Source organism: Delftia sp. WY8, assembly GCF_018437695.1.
Classification (GTDB): domain Bacteria; phylum Pseudomonadota; class Gammaproteobacteria; order Burkholderiales; family Burkholderiaceae_C; genus Comamonas; species Comamonas tsuruhatensis.
The window spans coordinates 5825195-5842383 of record NZ_CP049795.1 but is presented as its reverse complement, the minus strand read 5'-3'; the positions used below and the strand labels follow the sequence as shown (position 1 = coordinate 5842383).

Here is a 17189-nt window from a genome sequence, read left to right as displayed (position 1 = left end):
AGGCGTGGCCGCCCTGGTTTTTCCTGTGTACGAGGGTTCATGCAAATCTCTTCCCCCCTGACCGATACCGATCTGGCCAACGGCTGGTCGGCCCTTCACAACCAGGCACACAACGGCATGGCATTGCAGCAGAACTCCAATCGCCTCGCCTTCGCGGACCCGGAATTCATGTTCCGCCGCGAAACCCGCGGCATCCGCATGCAGCTGGAGCTGCTCAAGCCGGACCTGGCCCAGATCGAGCGCGGCATCGAGCACACCGTCGTGGTCTATGGCAGCGCGCGCTTCGTGGACCTGGAGCAGGCCGAGCAGCAATTGGCCGACGCACAGGCCAGCGGCGATCCCCAGCGCGTTGCCTTGGCCGAGCGCGCCGTGCGCAATGCGCACCGCTATGAACAGGCCCGCGCCTTCACGCGCATCGTGGCCGCCGACAGCCTGAACCAGCCGCCCGAGGAGCGCCTCTACATCTGCACCGGCGGCGGCCCCGGCATCATGGAGGCGGCCAACCGAGGCGCCCATGACGTGGGCGCGCCCAGCATCGGCCTGAACATCGAGCTGCCGCACGAGCAAAACGGCAACCGCTTCATCTCGCCGGACCTGAGCTTCAAGTTCCACTACTTCGCCCTGCGCAAGATGCATTTCATGATGCGCGCCAAGGCCCTGGTGGCCTTCCCCGGCGGCTTCGGCACGCTGGACGAGCTGTTCGAGGTGCTGACCCTGATGCAGACCGGCAAGACGCATTCCGTGCCCGTGATCCTGTTCGGCACCGAGTTCTGGAAGCGCCTGCTCAACATCGACCTGATGATCGAGGAAGGCACGATCTCGCCCAAGGACCTGCAGCTGTTCCGCTATACCGATGATCCGGTCGAAGCCTGGGCGCTGATCAAGCAGTTCCACGCTGGCGGCTGGTAAGCCGCAGCGGCCGGCAGGCCGCCACCGCATCGCAAGGCGATCTGCGCACCAAGGCGCAGGTCGCTTTTTTTCATTCCGGCTTGCGCGGCGTCAGCCCCATGAACCAGGCCGTGCGGATGCCCGAGGCCACGGCCGCGCCCACCACCCAGAACAGCGCAGACACGCCAATCAATGCCCCCGCCGAGCCGAACAGCACGGGCATGGCCACGCTGGAGGCATTGATGGCCATGAGCCGCAGGCCCAGTGCCTCGCCATGGCGGTGCTCGGGCGTGATCTGGTGCAGCATGCTCATGACCATGGGCTGCACAGACCCCAGCGAAAAACCCAGCATCACCGAACACATGCCCATGGTCAGCGCCGAGTCCATGAAGGGGTACAGCGCAAAGACGAAGGCGGTGATGGCCATGGCACCGGAGATCACGGCGCCTTCGCGCAGGCGCTCGGCCACCAGCGGCATGGCCAGGCGGATGGCGGCGGCCGCCACGGCAAAAATGCCCAGCAGCGTGCCGATGACCGAGGCGCTCAGGCCCTTCTCATGGCCCAGCAGCGGCAGCACGAAGGTGTGCACGTCCCAGCATGCGGACTGCAGCCAGTTGACCAGCAGCAGGTTGCGGAAATTGCGGTCGCGCAGCAGGTCCCAGGCATGCTGCTTCGGACCGCCTATGGGCGCACGCACGGGCGGCAGCTCCTGCGTGTGGCGCACCCAGCTCCAGGCCAGCACGGGCACCAGGGCCAGCAGGCCGAAGGCGACGCGGTAGCCCATGGTGCTGCCCTCGCCGCCAAAATTCGCGTGATCGATCAGCAGCCCGGTGCTGAAGGGCCCGATGAAGTTGGAGATGGCCGGGCCTATGGCCAACCAGCTGAACACCTTCTTGAGCGCCACCGCATCGTGCGTGACACGGCCCGCATGGCGCTGCACGGCAATCACCACGGCGCCGCTGGCTCCGCCCGTCAACAACGCCGCAAGGCATAGCACCGGATACAGCGGCAATGCCAGCGCCAGCGCGCAGCCCCCGCTGGCCGCCAGCATGGACAGGAAAAACGGCTTTCGAAAACCATGCTTGTCCGCGAAGCGCCCGGCCGGCAGCGCCAGGAACACCTGGGTCAGCGCGAACAGCGCCAGCAAGATGCCCACGGCAGCCGCGCTATAGCCCTGCTGCAGCGCCAGCAAGGGCGCTGCCAGCCGCATGCCGGCCATGGTGGCATGCACGCTGACCTGCGCCATGATGACCTTGAACAGGGCCAGGTTCATCTCAATCCTGATCCGATCCCGGCTCCATTCCGGCCGCAGCGTCCTTGTCATCCGGCAGGCCGGGCCGCGCTGCACTAGAGGTCGGCGCGGGCAGCTCCTGCACGTCGCGCAGCTGGCGCTGGATGGCGCGCGTGCGCACACCCACCTGCTCGAAGCGCTTGGCCGCCGCGTCTATGGACTTGCGCGTGGCATCCACCACTTCGCCGAACTTGGCGAACTCGGTCTTGACCTGGCCGAGCACCGCCCAGACCTCGGACGAGCGCTTTTCGATGGCCAGCGTCTTGAAGCCCATCTGCAGGCTGCTGAGCATGGCGGCCAGGTTGGCCGGGCCGGTGACCATCACGCGGCAGCCGTTTTGCACGGCCTCGACCAGGCCGGGGCGGCGCATGACCTCGGCAAACAGGCCTTCGGTAGGCAGGTAGAGCACGGCAAAGTCCGTGGTGTGCGGCGGGCTCACGTACTTGCCGTGGATCTTGCGCGCCTCGAACTTGATCGATGCCTCGAAGGCATTGCCTGCCGAGACAATGGCCGCCTTGTCCGCCGCATCCTGGGCGTCGAGCAGGCGCTGGTACTGCTCCACCGGGTACTTGGCGTCGATGGGCAGCCAGACCGGCGTCTCGTCGCTGCGTCCGGGCAGGCGGATGGCGAACTCCACCATGTCGTCGCTGCCGGGCACGGTCTTGACGTTGCGCGCGTACTGCTCGGGCGTGAGCACGTTCTCGATGATGGCGCCCAGCTGCAGTTCGCCCCAGGTGCCGCGCGTCTTCACATTGGTCATCACGCGCTTGAGATCGCCCACGCTGCCGGCCAGCGTCTGCATCTCGCCCAGGCCCTTGTGCACCTGCTCCAGCCGGTCGCTGACCAGCTTGAACGATTCGCCCAGGCGCTGCTCCAGCGTGGCATGCAGCTTCTCGTCCACCGTGCGCCGCATCTCTTCCAGGCGCGCCGCGTTGTCCGACTGGATGGTGGCCAGCCGCTCGTTGAGCGTGCCGCGCAGCTGCTCGGCATGGACCTGGCTGGATTGCGCCAGCCCGCCCAGCTGCTGCTGGATGTCGTTCTTGAGGGAGTCCAGCGTGCTGCGCGTGGTCTGCGCCAGCGCCTCGAAGCGCTCCTGCACATGGGCGTTGAAGCGCTGCGTGCTTTCGCCCTGGGCCTCGCGGGCCTGGGCGCTGTCGGCGGCCAGCCGCACGGTGAGCCGGCCCAGTTCCATGCGAAAGGCTGCCAGCGCCTCGCCCTGCTCGCGCCGCGCCGCCTGGGCATCGAGCTGGGCCTGGGCCAGATGGGCCTGCAGCTGCTGCGACACGCGGTCCAGCCCGCCATCGCTCTTGGCCACGGCCATCTGCGTGGCCTGGGCACCGCGCTCGAGCTGCTGCAGCCGCACGTCCAGCATCTGCAGCGCCTGCAGCACCTGCTGGGGCGCCACCCCGTCCTCGCGCTGCGCCGAGCGCCTCCACAGCAGCCAGATCACGGCCGCCTGCCCCAACAGCAGCACGGCCCAGGCCGCCCACCACACTCCGGATATCTGGGTCAAGATTTTGCTTGCGCTCCATGCAGCGGGAAGCGGCCACGGCCAGCCTTCCCGCGATTGTCACAACACCGTGTTCAGGCCTTGGCGCGCGCGCCGGCGGCCGCCGCTTCGGGCTGGTTCACGGGCGTGCGCGGGCCCTTGCCGGACAGGAAGTCGATCAGGTTGTCGGCCGCCAGCTCGGCCATGGCGCTGCGCGTGCCCATGGTGGCGCTGGCGATGTGCGGGGTCAGCACCACGTTGGGCACGGTCAGCAGGTCGGGATGGACCGAGGGCTCGCCCTCGAACACGTCCAGGCCTGCTGCAGCAATGGTCCTGTCGCGCAGTGCCCTGGCCAGCGCCGCGTCATCGACGATGCCGCCGCGCGCGATGTTGATCAGCGTGGCCGTGGGCTTCATCCGGGCGATCTCGGCCGCGCCTATGGTGTGGTGGTTTTCCTTGGTGTAGGGCAGCACCAGCACCACATGGTCGGCCATGGCCAGCAGTTCATCCTTGCCCACGTAGCCGGCCTTGCATTCGGCTTCCAGCTCGGGCGACAGGCGCGAGCGGTTGTGATAGACCACCTTCATGCCGAAGCCATGCGCCCCGCGTTTGGCGATGCCCTGGCCGATGCGGCCCATGCCGATGATGCCCAGCGTGCTGCCGTGCACTTCCGAGCCGGCAAACAGGTCGTAGCGCCAGGAGTTCCACTTTCCTGCGCGCAGGTAGTGCTCGCTTTCGGTCACGCGGCGGGCCGTGGCCATCAGCAGGGCAAAGCCGAAATCGGCCGTGGTCTCGGTCAGCACGTCGGGGGCATTCGTGCCCTGCACACCTGCAGCCGTCATCGCAGGCACGTCGAAGTTGTTGTAGCCCACGGCCATGTTGGCCACCACCTTCAGGCGCGGGCAGGCGGCCAGCAGCGCCGCATCGATGGTCTGCGAGCCCGTGGTCAGCACTCCATCCTTGTCCTGCAGATGCCGGGCCAGTTCCTGCGGGCTCCAGACCACGTCATCCTGGTTGGACTCGACCTCGAAGTGCTGCTCCAGCTTGCGCACCACTTCGGGCGGGATGGCACGGGCGATCAGGATGCGGGGTTTGCTTGCCATGTCTGTCTCTTTCCTTGTCTTGGCGTTAGGCGGTTCTTCAGCGGAACCAGATGAAGCTCATCAATACGAACAGCGGCACCAGAATGCACAGCGACCAGGCCATGTAGCCGAAGAAGCTGGGCATCTTCACGCCGCGCTCCTCGGCAATGGCCTTGACCATCAGGTTGGGCGCATTGCCGATATAGGTGTTGGCGCCCATGAACACCGCGCCCGCCGAGATGGCGGCCAGCGTCGAGGCCATGGCCGTCATCATCTGAGCGGCGTCTCCACCCGCCGTATTGAAGAACACCAGGTAGGTCGGCGCGTTGTCCAGGAACGAGGACAGCAGGCCCGTGGCCCAGAAATACATCAGCGGATCGGGCGTGCCGTCGGCACGCGTCACGGCCCCCACGATGGCGCCGAAGGGTCCGGCCGTTCCCGCCTTGAGCATGGCGATCACGGGAATGATGGTCAGGAAGATGCCCGCGAACAGCTTGGCCACTTCCTGCATCGGCCCCCAGCCGAATTCATTGGCTTGGTGCACGCTGCGCGGCGTGAGCCTGAGGGACAGCACAGTCACGGCGACGAGGCCCGCATCGCGCACCAGACCCGGCAGGCCCACATGCGTGCCGGCCAGCACCAGGCCGGCATCGGTACGCCACAGGCCGCTCATCAGCACCAGTGCCACCACGGCCAGCAGCAGCACGAAGTTCACGCCGCCATCAAAGCCCAGGCGGCTGGCGCGGCCCAAGGCATCGACGCTGGGCGTGGGATCGGGCAGATCCGCTTCGCCGGCCTTGCGCAGCAGCCAGGCATCGATTGCGTAGAACAGCGCCAGCAGCGCGCCCACCAGGAACAGCGTCTCGGTGAAGATGTGGCGTACCGTCCAGAAGAAATCCACCCCCTTGAGAAAGCCCAGGAACAGCGGTGGATCGCCCAGCGGCGTCAGCGAGCCGCCGGCATTGGAGACGATGAAGATGAAGAACACCACCACATGCACCTGGTGCCTGCGGTTGTCGTTGGCGCGCAGCAGCGGCCGGATCAGCAGCATCGAGGCGCCCGTGGTCCCCATGAAGCTGGCCAGCACGGCGCCGATCGCCAGAATGGCCGTGTTCAGCCCCGGCGATCCCTTGAGATTGCCGCGCACATAGATGCCGCCCGACACCGTGTACAGCGCCGTCAGCAGGATCACGAACGGCAGGTATTCAGCCAGCAGGGCATGCACCAGGTTGGCCATGGCCGCGCCCACGCCGAACACCGCCGCGAAGGGCAGCAGAAAGACCAGCGCCCAGGCGGCCGTCACCTTGCCGAAATGCCGGTGCCAGAAATGGGGCGCCGCCAGCGGCACCAGGGCGATTGACAACAGCATGCCCGCAAACGGCACGCCCCAAAGTACCGAAAGCTGGCCGCCGTCGATATCGGCGGCCAGGGCCCAGGATGGCACGCAGGTGGCCAGCAGCGCCAGCAATCCGCGCAATGCCTTCATGGTCCCGTCTCCTCTTTGTTCTCTATTCACTGTCCCCTCCTGGCGGCAGATGGTGCCGCAATCAAGCCTGCGCCGCAGGCGGCGCAATCTCGAACACCTGACGCAGGTAGGCCAGGTACTTCTCGTCATCGCACATGCTTTTGCCCGGCGTGTCCGAGAGCTTGGCCACGGGCTGGCCGTTGCAGCGGGTCATCTTGATGACGATCTGCAGCGGCACATGGTCGGGCGCGTCGCCCAGGTCGTTGGTCAGGTTGGTGCCTATGCCGAAGGCCAGCTGGCAGCGGCCATGGAAGCGCTGGAACAGCTCGATGGTGCGCGGCACCGTCAGGCCGTCGCTGAAGATCAGCGTCTTGGTCAGCGGATCGATGCGGTTGGCACGGTAGTGGGCCAGCAGCCGCTCGCCCCACTCGAACGGGTCGCCGCTGTCGTGGCGCGCACCGTCGAAGAGCTTGCAGAAGTACAGGTCGAAATCGCGCAGGAAGGCCGACATGCCGTAGACGTCCGACAGCGCAATGCCCAGGTCGCCCCGGTATTCGCGCGCCCAGGATTCGAAGCCGAAGATCTGGCTGTCGCGCAGGCGCGGGCCCAGGGACTGGCAGGCCTGCAGGTATTCATGCGCCAGCGTGCCAAGGGGCCGCACGCCCAGCTTCATGGCGTACAGCACATTGCTGGTGCCGGCGAACTGGCCCTCGGACTCCACGGATGTGCCGGGCCGGCCCAGGCGTGCGCACAGCACGCGCAGCACCTCTTCATGCCAGGCCCGCGAAAAGCGGCGGCGCGTGCCGTAGTCGGCAATCTTGAGCTGCTCCAGGCCGGGCTGCTGCAGCAGCGCAATCTTGGCGTCGAGACGGCGCCGGCCTTCCGGAAAATCGGGCACCGGCTGGGTGTTGCGGAAGTACACCTCGTTGACGATGGCCAGCACGGGAATCTCGAACAGGATGGTGTGCAGCCAAGGCCCGCGGATGGTGATGTCGATCTCGCCATTGGGCAGCGCCTGCACCGTGATGCATTTCTCGTTGAGGTGGAACAGGCCCAGGAAATCGACGAAGTCGCTCTTGATGAAGCGCAGCGAGCTCAGATAGGCCAGCTCCGCGTCCTGGAAACGCAGGCTGCACAGCGAGCGGATCTCGGAGCGGATCTCGTTCACATAGGGTGCGAGCTGCACGCCGGGGTTGCGGCACTTGAAGCGGTACTCGACCTGTGCTCCGGGAAACTGGTGCAGCACCACCTGCATCATCGTGAATTTGTACAGGTCGGTATCGAGCAGGCTGGTGATGATCATGGACAGAGCCGGGCGGTAAGCGCCCCAGCGGTCAGATGGCAGACAGCTTTCGAGTGTAGGCCATACACACGCTGCCGCGCTGCGAGCGGGCGCCTTGCATGCGCCCCGAACGCCATCAACCGCGCAGCAGCGGCTCCAGCACCTGTCGCAGCGCCTGCGGAATCTGGGCAGGCCGGCGCGTATGCCGGTCCACATAGACATGCACGAAATGCCCGGCCGCCGCCGTCAATGGCTCGCCCTGCGCGAACAGCCCCACCTCGTAGCGCACGCTGGAGCCACCGATGCGGGCCACCCGGATACCGGCCTCCACCTCCTGCGGGAAGGCCAGCGGCGCAAAGTAATTGCATTGCGTCTCTATGACCAGGCCTATCGTCTCGCCCGCATGAATGTCCAGCGCGCCCTGCTCGATCAGATGGGCATTCACCGCCGTATCGAACCAGCTGTAATAGACGACGTTGTTGACGTGCCCGTAGACGTCGTTGTCCGACCAGCGCGTGCTGATGCGTCGGAATGCCGCATAGGCCGAACGGGGCTGCGGCGCGGGGCGGCTCGGGGGCGATTCATTCATGGCGGCCATTGTGCCGCCGGCCGAATGCGCCCTGTCCCCAGCCACTGTCGCCATCACGACGCGCACTGCTGCCAATCACTCGCCAAGCGAGTAAGCATGCAAACCGAAAAATGTCGTCAAACCGACATAAAACCAATTCAAAATCAAAGACTTACAAAAAACCCACAGCTTTGCCGATTTTTTTGCTGCACCGCAGCATCAGGTACTTGATTCCTTTTTTGCAATCCCTACAATAAGACCCATGCTGCACTGCAACATGACACTCAGTCAGGTCAGCGCAGGCAATTCCCCGTAACCCGAGACCCCTGTGGTCCGTTTTTCTGGAGACTGACATGAGCTTGACCCCTGACCAAATCCTGAGCGCACAAAAGGCCAACCTGGAAACCCTGTTCGGCCTGACGAGCAAGGCCTTCGAAGGCGTTGAAAAGCTGGTGGAACTGAATGTGACCGCCTCGCGCGCCGCACTGAACGAAGCCGCCCAGCACACCCAGGCCGTCCTGAGCGTGAAGGATGCGCAGGAGCTGCTGTCGCTGCAGGCCAACCTGTTCCAGCCCCTGGCTGAAAAGACCGCTGCCTACAGCCGCCACCTGTACGACATCGCCAGCGGCACCGGTGCCGAGCTGGCCAAGGCCTTCGAAAGCCAGGCGTCCGATCTGCAGAAGAACTTCAGCGCCCTGGTGGACACCACCGCCAAGAACGCACCCGCAGGTTCCGAAACCGCCGTGGCCGTGATGAAGAGCGCCGTGTCGGCTGCCAACAATGCCTTCGAGTCGGTGCAAAAGGCCGTCAAGCAGGCTTCGGACCTGGCGGAAGCCAACTTCACGGCCGTGACCAACACCGCCAGCGAAGCCGTCCAGTCGGCCCAGACCCGCAAGCGTTGATCACGCCGTCTTACAACAGGGTTGCGTGCAAGAATCAGTGATTACCCTCATAATTGCATGCATCCCGGGTCGCAAGACCTGACCAGTTGTCTCCTTGGATCCTCTCGAAACCCCCGTTTCTGGATCCTTTCAAAACCCAGTCCTTGGACTGGGTTTTTTTTTCGCCTGCCATGGCCTGTTCATGGTTTGAGCCTGCGCATGGCCAAAGCCACAATGGCCGATGCGGCCAGCTGCATTGCGGCCACTCCATAAAGGCCCGCGCCGACACCACCGGTCCACTGCTTGGCCCAGCCCATCATGAACGGCGTGGCAAAGCCTGCGAGATTGCCTACCGAATTGATGAAGGCAATGCCCGCAGCAGCCGCTGTGCCGGTCAGAAACGAAGCTGGCATGGCCCAGAACACCGGGAAGGCGCCCAGAACACCAATGGCAGCAATGCTCAAGGCCACCATGGCCAGCACCGGGTTGCCCATGGTGGCGCCAGTCAGCGCAAGCCCGACAGCACCGACCAAGGTGGCACCCGCACAATGCAGACGGCGCTCGCGGGTGGCGTCGGAATGTGCCCCGTTGATCACCATGGCCGCCGTGCCAAGCATGAACGGAATCGCCGACAGCAGGCCGATGTGCAACGCACTGTGCACACCCAGCTCACGCACCAGCGAAGGCATCCAGAAGGCCAGCGTGGCATTGCCGCCCACGATGCAGAAGTACGCCGCCGTGCACAGCCACAGCGCGGGCAGACGCAGTGCCTGCATGAAGCTTGCATGCTTGCCCGCACCCTGCCGCTCGGCGTCGAGTTGCATTTCCAACGCGCTTTTCTCTGCCTCGGACAGCCAGTGAGCCTGGCAGGGCCTGTCGGGCAGCCATGCCAGGACCACCAAGCCAGCGATCACCGAGGGAATGCCTTCCAGGACGAACAGCCACTGCCAGTTTCGCAGAGGGGCCACTGCCTCCATTCCACTCATGATGAGCCCAGCGATGGGCCCGCCCACCACGCCCGCGATGCCGAAGGAAGTCATGAACCATCCGTTGATGCGGCCTCGCCTGGCAGCCGGAATCCAGTAGGTCAGGTAAAGCATGACGCCCGGGAAAAACCCCGCCTCGAACACACCGAGCAGGAAGCGCAGCGCATAAAAGGCCTCGGGCGTGGTCACAAAAGCCATGCCCATGGACGCCAGCCCCCACAGGATGGTGATGCGCGCCAGCGTCTTGCGCGCACCTATGCGCTGCAGCAACAGATTGCTGGGGACCTCGAAGAGAAAGTAGCCGATGAAGAAGATGCCTGCGCCCAGTCCGTAGACAGCCTCACTGAATCGCAGGTCCTGCAGCATCTGCAGCTTGGCAAAGCCGACATTGACACGGTCTATCCAGGCCAACAGAAACAGGAAGACAAGAAAGGGGATCAGCCGCCATGCAACCTTGCGATGCACGGCGTCCGAATCGAAAGCCGGCGCTTGGACCAGCGCCTGGGGCAAAGGCAACTGCGGGGAAAGAGCGTCCATGATGGGTGGTTCCTTGGTAGGTATGCCTGCACAAGACATCCCCCTCGAAACAGCGAGGTCAGGATGCACGATCAAATTTTTTTGATTTCTATAAATATATTTTTGATCGCGCAAATAACTTATATACCCCGGGACTTCCCGCAGATGTCCTGCCTGCGCCCTCGTGCGCTCAAGCCAGCAGGTGCTTGGGCAGGGCCGCGATGAACGACGCGAAACTGGCCGAGCCCTGGCCAGGACTCATGTGCCGGGTCATCAGGGAGGCCGCCCGCGAAGCATCCTGCGCCTGGACTGCTTCGACCATTTCTCCATGCTGAGCCCAGGACAGGGCCGTCTGGCCAAAGGCCGAAAATGCATGGCGTCTGTAGGCACCGGTGCGTGAACGCATACGCAGGATCTCCTGCCGAAGATAGGGATTGCGCGCCCCCTGGTACAGCGCCTCGTGGAAGCGCCGGTTGTGCTCCTGCCAGGCTTGTGCGTCCTCTCGACGCGCCACGGCTGACGCGCGTTCATGGATGGCGGCCAGCTCCTCGCGCTCTGCTGGTGTCATGCGCTCGCAGGCCAGCCTTGCGCCTATGCCCTCCAGTTCCGCCAGCAACTCCCACATGGCCAGCAGTTGGCCCACATCCATCTTGGCCACCACCATGCCGGCGCGCGGCAGATTGACCACCAGGCCCTGGGCCTGCAACTGCAGCAGAGCCTCGCGTACGGGTGTGCGTGACACGTCATAGGTCTGCATCAGCGCCTGTTCATCCACCGCATCCCCGGGCAGCAGGCTGCCGTCGCGTATGGATTCCTCAATGGAAAGGCGGATGCGCTCAGCAGCCTTCATAGCAAGCCTCCCCTTCGCAAAAACAGAACGGATCGCCGCCTGATTTTATTTCCTTGACTTTCATAAATATATTTATGACACTCAAAATTAGATCAATGCACAAGCGTAGCAGGAGACAAGCACCATGCACGAAGACTGCTCACATGATTGGCTGGCCTGGGCTGCGCTGGCCTGCCGACTGCGGGGCCTGGCTTTGCCACCGCAGGACCTTCAGGCCATTGCTCAAACACTGGCCCGATTGAGCGCCGTGGCGAACGAACTGGAGTGCACGGAGCCCGGCCATGGCTGAGTTCGAGACGCTTCCTTCAGTGGACGAAATGCTCCGGCGCTTCGCCCTGCTGCCTCCCTCGGCACATGACAGTCATGCGGCAGCACTGGCCACCGAATTCAGGCGCCGCAACGCGCAGTGGCACTGCGCGGAGCACATCTTTGCCGCACCGTCGCCCCAACCCGGCGGCCTGCTCTCCGGCGTGCCACTAGCACACAAGGACGTCTTCGACACGGGCCTGCACGTACCAGGTCTGGGCCGGCCTCGCACAACGGGGCAGATCCGGCCGGCCGCCACCGTCTTGCAACGGCTGAAGGCGCAGGGCGCACTGCACCTGGGCGCGCTCACCATGGCGGAATTTGCATGCGGCGCCACGGCAGAGAGCCTCCATTCACCACGGCTGCTCAACCCTCTTGACGCCCAGGCTGCCGTCGGCGGCTCGTCCAGCGGATCGGCCGTGGCCGTGGCTGCGGGTCTTTGCGCGGCTTCGCTGGGCACCGACACGGCGGGCTCAGTGCGCATGCCGGCGGCAACCTGCGCCCTGATCGGCCTGAAGCCTACGCGCGGCCTGCTGCCCTCCGATGGCGTGGCGCCATTGGCTCCCACTCTGGATACCGTCGGGGTGATCGCGCGCAGCGCAGCCGATGCGGCCCGCATCTTCACAGCCATGCTGCCGACGCGGCCTGACACGCCGGAGCCCCCACCGCGCTGGCGCATCGGCAACGCAATGCGCACAACCCACGAGGATGCCGGCGTGGCGGCTGCGCTGACCCTCTTCGAAAAGAGCCTGCACGCCAGCGTGCAGATCCAAAACCGCCCAGCGCCTGACCTGGGCCGGCTGAACCGGCTGGCCCAGATCGTCCTGCATGCCGAGGCAGCCATTTCACTGGAGGCCGCTGTGCGCACAGAGCTTGACACCCTGGCTCCGGCCACAAGGGCCATCGCCCTGCCGGGCTGGGCCATGCCAAATGGCTGGTATCGCCATGCCTTGCATCAGATACCGGCACAGAGCCATGCCTTCATGACCACCTGCCTGGACGGCATCGACCTTTTGCTGACGCCCTGCCTGCCAAAAGGCGTGCCCGACCGCGAGACCGTCACAACCTCCTGCCCCGGCTTCGACCCTCGCGCGCTGGCGGCAATGCACCGCCACCACGCCTATATCAACTACCTGGGGCTGCCAGCGCTGGTCATGCCCGTGGGCAAGGACGGCCGGGGCCGTCCGGTCAGTGTCCAGATCGTGGGAGCACCCGGCAGCGAAAGCCTGCTGCTGGCCTTTGCCCACGAGTTTGCCTTGCCCTTCCATCACTTTGTGCACCCTTGATACCGGGAGACAACATGCCTCAAATCAACGCATCCCCCGCCCTTGCGCATCTGCGAGTGCTTGACCTGTCACGCGTGCGGGCCGGCCCGACCTGCGTGCGCATCCTCGCCGACTTCGGCGCCGATGTGATACGGATCGAGCCACCGGCAGGCATCGATCCCAATGAGGCCATGTTTGCCGCCGACCGCCAGGGGGGAGACTTCCAGAACCTGAACCGCAACAAGCGGTCGCTGACACTCAATCTCAAGACGCCCGAGGGCTTGGAGGTATTTCGCAAGCTCGTGGTCGACGCCGACGTGGTGGTCGAGAACTGGCGGCCCGATGTCAAGGACAGGCTGGGTCTGTCCTACGAAAAGCTGAGCGCCATCAACCCCCGCATCATCCTGGCCAGCATTTCGGGCTTCGGCCAGAACGGTCCCTATGCAGGCAGGCCCGGCTTCGACCAGATCATCCAGGGCATGGGTGGACTCATGTCGGTCACCGGTTTTTCTGGTGGCGGACCGCTGCGTGCAGGTCTGGCCGTGGCCGATTGCGGCACCGGAATCTATGCCGCCGTCGGTATCCTGCTGGCTTTGCTGGAGCGCGAGCATTCGGGCCTGGGTCAGTGGATTCACAGCTCGCTGCTGCACACGCAGATAGCGCTGATGGACTTCCAGGCCGCGCGCTACCTCAACGAAGGCGACCTGCCGGTGCAAGTGGGCAACGACCATCCCACAAGCAGCCCCATGGGCCTGTTCAATGCGCGCGATGGCGCCTTCAACCTGGGAGCCTCGGGAGAGGGCAATTGGAAGCGTCTGTGTGACTGTCTGGGCGAGGCTGCGTGGCTGCAGGACCCGCGCTACGCGTCGGAAAAAACTGCGCGTGCGCCACCGCACTGCGCTGAACGAGGCCCTGGCCAGGCGCTTTCGGGAACGCGACGTAGCCCACTGGGTGAAGCTGCTCAATGACGCAGGTGTTCCCGCAGGTCCGGTCTATTCCATGCCTGAGGTGTTCGACGACCCCCAGGTGCGACATCTGGGTGTGGCGCAGGCCGTCCCCGGCGACGATGGCAGCAGCTACCGGCTCATCTCCCAGCCCGTCACTCTGGAGCGCACGCCTGCCGGCATTGCGCGCCCTGCGCCTGGCTGGGGCGAGCACACGCAGGAAGTGCTGGCCGAGATCGGCTATGGCACTGCCGATGTGCAGCGCATGCGCAGCGAGGGGGTGGTATGAGCGGCGGCCATATCCAGCAGGCGTTGACCGACGGCATCGCCACCTTGACGATCTGCCACCCCGAACGGCGCAATGCAATGACGCTGGCCATGTGGCAGCAGCTGGCGCAGGCGCTGTACCAATTGCGCGAGGCCGATGGCCTTCGTGTGCTGGCACTGCAGGGCACAGGCAGCCAGGCCTTTGTCTCGGGCGCTGATATCGCAGAGTTCGATCAGGTTCGCGATGGCGCCGAGGCTGTGCTGCGCTACAACCAGGCAGTCTCTGAGGCACAGCAGGCGCTGGCAGGGTTTCCCGCCCCGACCGTGGCGCTGATCCAGGGCGCCTGCATGGGCGGGGGTATTGGCCTGGCACTGGCTTGCGACCTGCGCTATGCCAGCGCAAGCGCGCGCTTGCGCATGCCGGCCGCACGGCTCGGCCTGGGTTACGGCTTGGCCGACATGCGCCGTCTCGTCGAGGTGACAGGCATGGCATCAGCCTTCGAACTGTTCTACACGGCACGCACGCTGGACGCATTCCAGGCCCTGGCCAGGGGACTGGTGCAGGAGTGCTTTGCTTTGGAAGACTTTGCAGCCCTGTCACGCGCGCGCCTCGAGACCATCGCAGCAAACGCGCCGCTGACGTTGCGCGCCGCGAAAGCAGCCATACTGGCCTCGCGCCAGCCAGGCAGCAGTGCACAGGCCGTGGCCACAGAGGCACTGATACGCCAATGCTTCGACAGCGCGGACTATGCAGAAGGCCGCCGCGCCTTTGCGGAAAAGCGCGCCCCTTCATTCACAGGCCGATGACCGCACCCATGATGAACAATCCCCGCATCCCGTTTCAGCTATCCAGCCGCAGGCCAGCGCTGCGCGGATTGGACGGCCGACATATCCTGGTCCACCTGGTCATCAATGTGGAGCACTGGCCCTTTGACCAGCCCATGCCGCGCACCGTACTCACGCCGCCCCACGGCCGAGAGAATCTGCCCGACGTTCCCAACTTCAGTTGGGCCGAATACGGTCTGCGCTGCGGCCTGCCTCGCATGATGGCGGCCATTCGCAGCCGCGGCCTTGTTGCCTCGGCCAGCCTCAACGCCACCGTCATCGACGCCTATCCCCAGGCCGCTCAGGCATTGCTGGACGCAGGCTGGGAAATCATCGGACATGGCATGCACCAGCGCGCGCTGTCGCACGATGGTGGTTCAGACCAAGCCGGGGCCATTTCCAGCGCACTGGACCGCATAGAACGCTTTTGCGGAATCCGGCCCCGCGGATGGCTGTCGCCGGGCCTGCGAGAAACGCTGCAAACGCCCGACCTGCTGGCCCAGGCCGGCATAGACCATGTATTCGACTGGTGCCTGGATGATCTGCCCAACTGGATGCAGACCTCCAGCGGTCAGTTGCTGGCGCTTCCATACGCGCTGGAACTCAACGATTCGGTCATTCACGCCGTGGAAAAGCACGCCACGGGCGAGTTCGGGCGCCGCCTGGAAAGCACGCTGCAGGTTTTCGAGAACGAGGTGCGCGAGCATGGCTCACCGCGCGTGCTGACGCTGGGCCTGCACCCTCATCTGATGGGAGTCCCCCATCGCCTGCCCGATTTCGAGTCCATGCTGGATCGGCTACAGCAGCATCCGATGACCCGCTTCGTGACAGGCACCACCCTGCATGCCTGGTATGCGCAGCAGTGCCCGTCACCCACCTGCACGCATGACCGAGGTGCTGCATGAATGCAATCGACACACTGGTCGCGCACGTACAGCACCTGCGCTATGAGGACCTGCCTGCGCCTGCCGTGAACGCCGCCAAGGCATTTTTGCTCGATGCCGTCGGCGTGGGGCTGTCAGGCTCACGCCATCCGCGCATGGCCGCGCTGCACCGGGCGGCAGCGGCCCTGGGCCAGGGACAAGAGGCCACGGTGTGGGCCAGCGGCGAGCGACTGCCGCTGGCCAGTGCGGTGATGCTCAACGCCTACCAGGTCTTCAATCAGGAATTCGATGCCATCCATGACCGCGCCGTGGTCCATGCATTCGCCTGCATCGCGCCTGCGACGCTGGGCTACGCCGAGCGCGAGGGCGCAATCGACGGCCGCCAACTCATAGAGGCGGTGGCCGCTGGCCTGGACTTCGCCATCCATGTGGCGCTGGCGCAGCGCGCGCCCATGCGCTTTTTCCGGCCCGCCATGTGCGGCGGGCTGGGCGCCACGGCCGCACTGTGCAAGCTGGCGAGTCTGGACGAGACCACCACGCGTGATGCGCTGGGCCTGGCCTACAGCCATCTGTCGGGCACCATGCAGGCGCATGCCGAGGGATCGCCGGCCGTAGGACTGCAGGTAGGACTGAACGCGCGTGCCGCAGTCACAGCCTTCGAACTCGCACAAGCGGGTTTTCCTGGGCCGCGTGACATTCTCGAAGGGCCGTTTGGCTATTTCGCGCTGTTCGACGCCGGCCAGGCCCGCTGGCACGAAGTGGCTGCCGACGTGGGTCATGTGTTCCAGATCGAGCGCATGAGCCACAAGCCCTACCCCACAGGCCGCGCCACGCACAGCGGCATAGGCGCCGTACTGCAATTGATGCGCGAGCACGGATTGCATGCGCAGGACATCGCAAGCGTATGCGTACATGCCTCTGCACTCATCGTGCGCCTGGTAGGCCGGCCGGCGCACGCCGGCATGGACTCGGCCAGCGCAAGACTGTGCATGGGCTACGCGGTGGCCACGGCCGCGCTGCAAGGCCACGTAGGCCTGGACGACTTCGACGCCGCCATGCTGTCCGACCCGCGCAGGCTGGAGCTGGCCTCACGCGTGCAGGTGCTCGACGACGGCAACCCCGACCCCAATGCAATGACACCCCAGCGCGTGGAGTTGCGGCTTTGCAATGGGCGCGTGCTGTCACTGGACATGCCCGATCTTCCTGGCAGCCCCGCATTGCCGCTCAACGAAGCCGAGCAGGATGCGAAATTCCACGCCTGCTGCGCGCATGCACTGCCGCCGGTACCGAGTGCACGGGCCGAGAAACTGCGGCAGGCGCTGCGCCAGTTGCAGGACCAGACGGACCTGCGCGACATCATTGCGCTGATGCGTCCGGCATCCTCGCCGCACTGAGCACTG

The 17189-nt window shown here is 65.2% G+C and carries 14 protein-coding genes and 1 pseudogene; 7 read left to right on the top strand and 8 right to left on the bottom strand.

The window, feature by feature from the left end; all coding sequences use genetic code 11:
- Window positions 1–39 precede the first annotated feature (39 nt).
- Entirely contained in the window at window positions 40–909 is an 870-nt protein-coding gene (locus G4D77_RS26655) for an LOG family protein (protein ID WP_016450495.1), read from the top strand.
- 70 nt (window positions 910–979) lie between these two features.
- On the opposite strand, the gene G4D77_RS26650 is transcribed toward G4D77_RS26655, so the two are convergent.
- The 6 genes from G4D77_RS26650 to G4D77_RS26625 all read right to left on the bottom strand — a co-directional run bounded on the left by G4D77_RS26650 (window position 980) and on the right by G4D77_RS26625 (window position 8095).
- On the bottom strand, window positions 980–2161 hold the full coding sequence (locus tag G4D77_RS26650) for an MFS transporter (protein ID WP_016450494.1): 1182 nt from the start codon (window positions 2159–2161) through the stop codon (window positions 980–982).
- A gap of 1 nt (window position 2162) precedes the next feature.
- Entirely contained in the window at window positions 2163–3653 is a 1491-nt protein-coding gene (locus G4D77_RS26645; protein ID WP_154836342.1) for a DNA recombination protein RmuC, read from the bottom strand.
- Between the two features lie 110 nt (window positions 3654–3763).
- The gene (locus tag G4D77_RS26640) at window positions 3764–4771 is read right to left on the bottom strand and encodes a 2-hydroxyacid dehydrogenase (RefSeq protein ID WP_016450492.1); all 1008 of its coding nucleotides are present in this window, start codon (window positions 4769–4771) and stop codon (window positions 3764–3766) included.
- A 37-nt stretch (window positions 4772–4808) separates the two neighbouring features.
- The gene (locus G4D77_RS26635) at window positions 4809–6236 is read right to left on the bottom strand and encodes a sodium:proton antiporter (protein ID WP_034363676.1); all 1428 of its coding nucleotides are present in this window, start codon (window positions 6234–6236) and stop codon (window positions 4809–4811) included.
- A gap of 61 nt (window positions 6237–6297) precedes the next feature.
- Window positions 6298–7518 (bottom strand): nicotinate phosphoribosyltransferase, encoded by a 1221-nt coding sequence (gene pncB / locus G4D77_RS26630; RefSeq protein ID WP_047218007.1) that lies wholly within the window; start codon window positions 7516–7518, stop codon window positions 6298–6300.
- A 115-nt stretch (window positions 7519–7633) separates the two neighbouring features.
- Window positions 7634–8095: an acyl-CoA thioesterase gene (locus tag G4D77_RS26625; RefSeq protein ID WP_017404735.1), complete on the bottom strand. Its 462-nt coding sequence runs from the start codon at window positions 8093–8095 to the stop codon at window positions 7634–7636.
- A gap of 323 nt (window positions 8096–8418) precedes the next feature.
- Between G4D77_RS26625 and G4D77_RS26620 the strand changes: the two genes are divergently transcribed.
- Window positions 8419–8967, top strand: a complete 549-nt coding sequence (locus tag G4D77_RS26620; RefSeq protein WP_016450488.1) for a phasin family protein — start codon at window positions 8419–8421, stop codon at window positions 8965–8967.
- A 179-nt stretch (window positions 8968–9146) separates the two neighbouring features.
- On the opposite strand, the gene G4D77_RS26615 is transcribed toward G4D77_RS26620, so the two are convergent.
- Complete coding sequence (locus tag G4D77_RS26615) at window positions 9147–10469, bottom strand: MFS transporter (protein WP_016454372.1); 1323 nt, start codon at window positions 10467–10469, stop codon at window positions 9147–9149.
- Between the two features lie 169 nt (window positions 10470–10638).
- Entirely contained in the window at window positions 10639–11298 is a 660-nt protein-coding gene (locus G4D77_RS26610; protein ID WP_016454373.1) for a GntR family transcriptional regulator, read from the bottom strand.
- Window positions 11299–11579: 281 nt separating this feature from the next.
- Here G4D77_RS26610 and G4D77_RS26605 point away from each other — a divergent pair, with 281 nt between their 5' ends.
- The 5 genes and pseudogenes from G4D77_RS26605 (at window position 11580) to G4D77_RS26585 (ending at window position 17183) form a co-directional block, all read left to right on the top strand.
- Complete coding sequence (locus G4D77_RS26605; RefSeq protein WP_047470508.1) at window positions 11580–12890, top strand: amidase; 1311 nt, start codon at window positions 11580–11582, stop codon at window positions 12888–12890.
- A 14-nt stretch (window positions 12891–12904) separates the two neighbouring features.
- Window positions 12905–14102, top strand: a pseudogene (locus G4D77_RS26600) (CaiB/BaiF CoA transferase family protein).
- Window positions 14099–14887: an enoyl-CoA hydratase gene (locus G4D77_RS26595; RefSeq protein ID WP_016454377.1), complete on the top strand. Its 789-nt coding sequence runs from the start codon at window positions 14099–14101 to the stop codon at window positions 14885–14887. The pseudogene G4D77_RS26600 and the gene G4D77_RS26595 overlap by 4 nt, the downstream one beginning before the upstream one ends.
- Before the next feature lie 11 nt (window positions 14888–14898).
- Entirely contained in the window at window positions 14899–15810 is a 912-nt protein-coding gene (locus G4D77_RS26590) for a polysaccharide deacetylase family protein (RefSeq protein ID WP_317840757.1), read from the top strand.
- A complete protein-coding gene (locus G4D77_RS26585) occupies window positions 15807–17183 on the top strand; it encodes an MmgE/PrpD family protein (RefSeq protein WP_016454379.1) in 1377 nt (458 codons plus the stop codon). Before G4D77_RS26590 ends, G4D77_RS26585 begins: the two co-directional genes overlap by 4 nt.
- Window positions 17184–17189 lie beyond the last annotated feature (6 nt).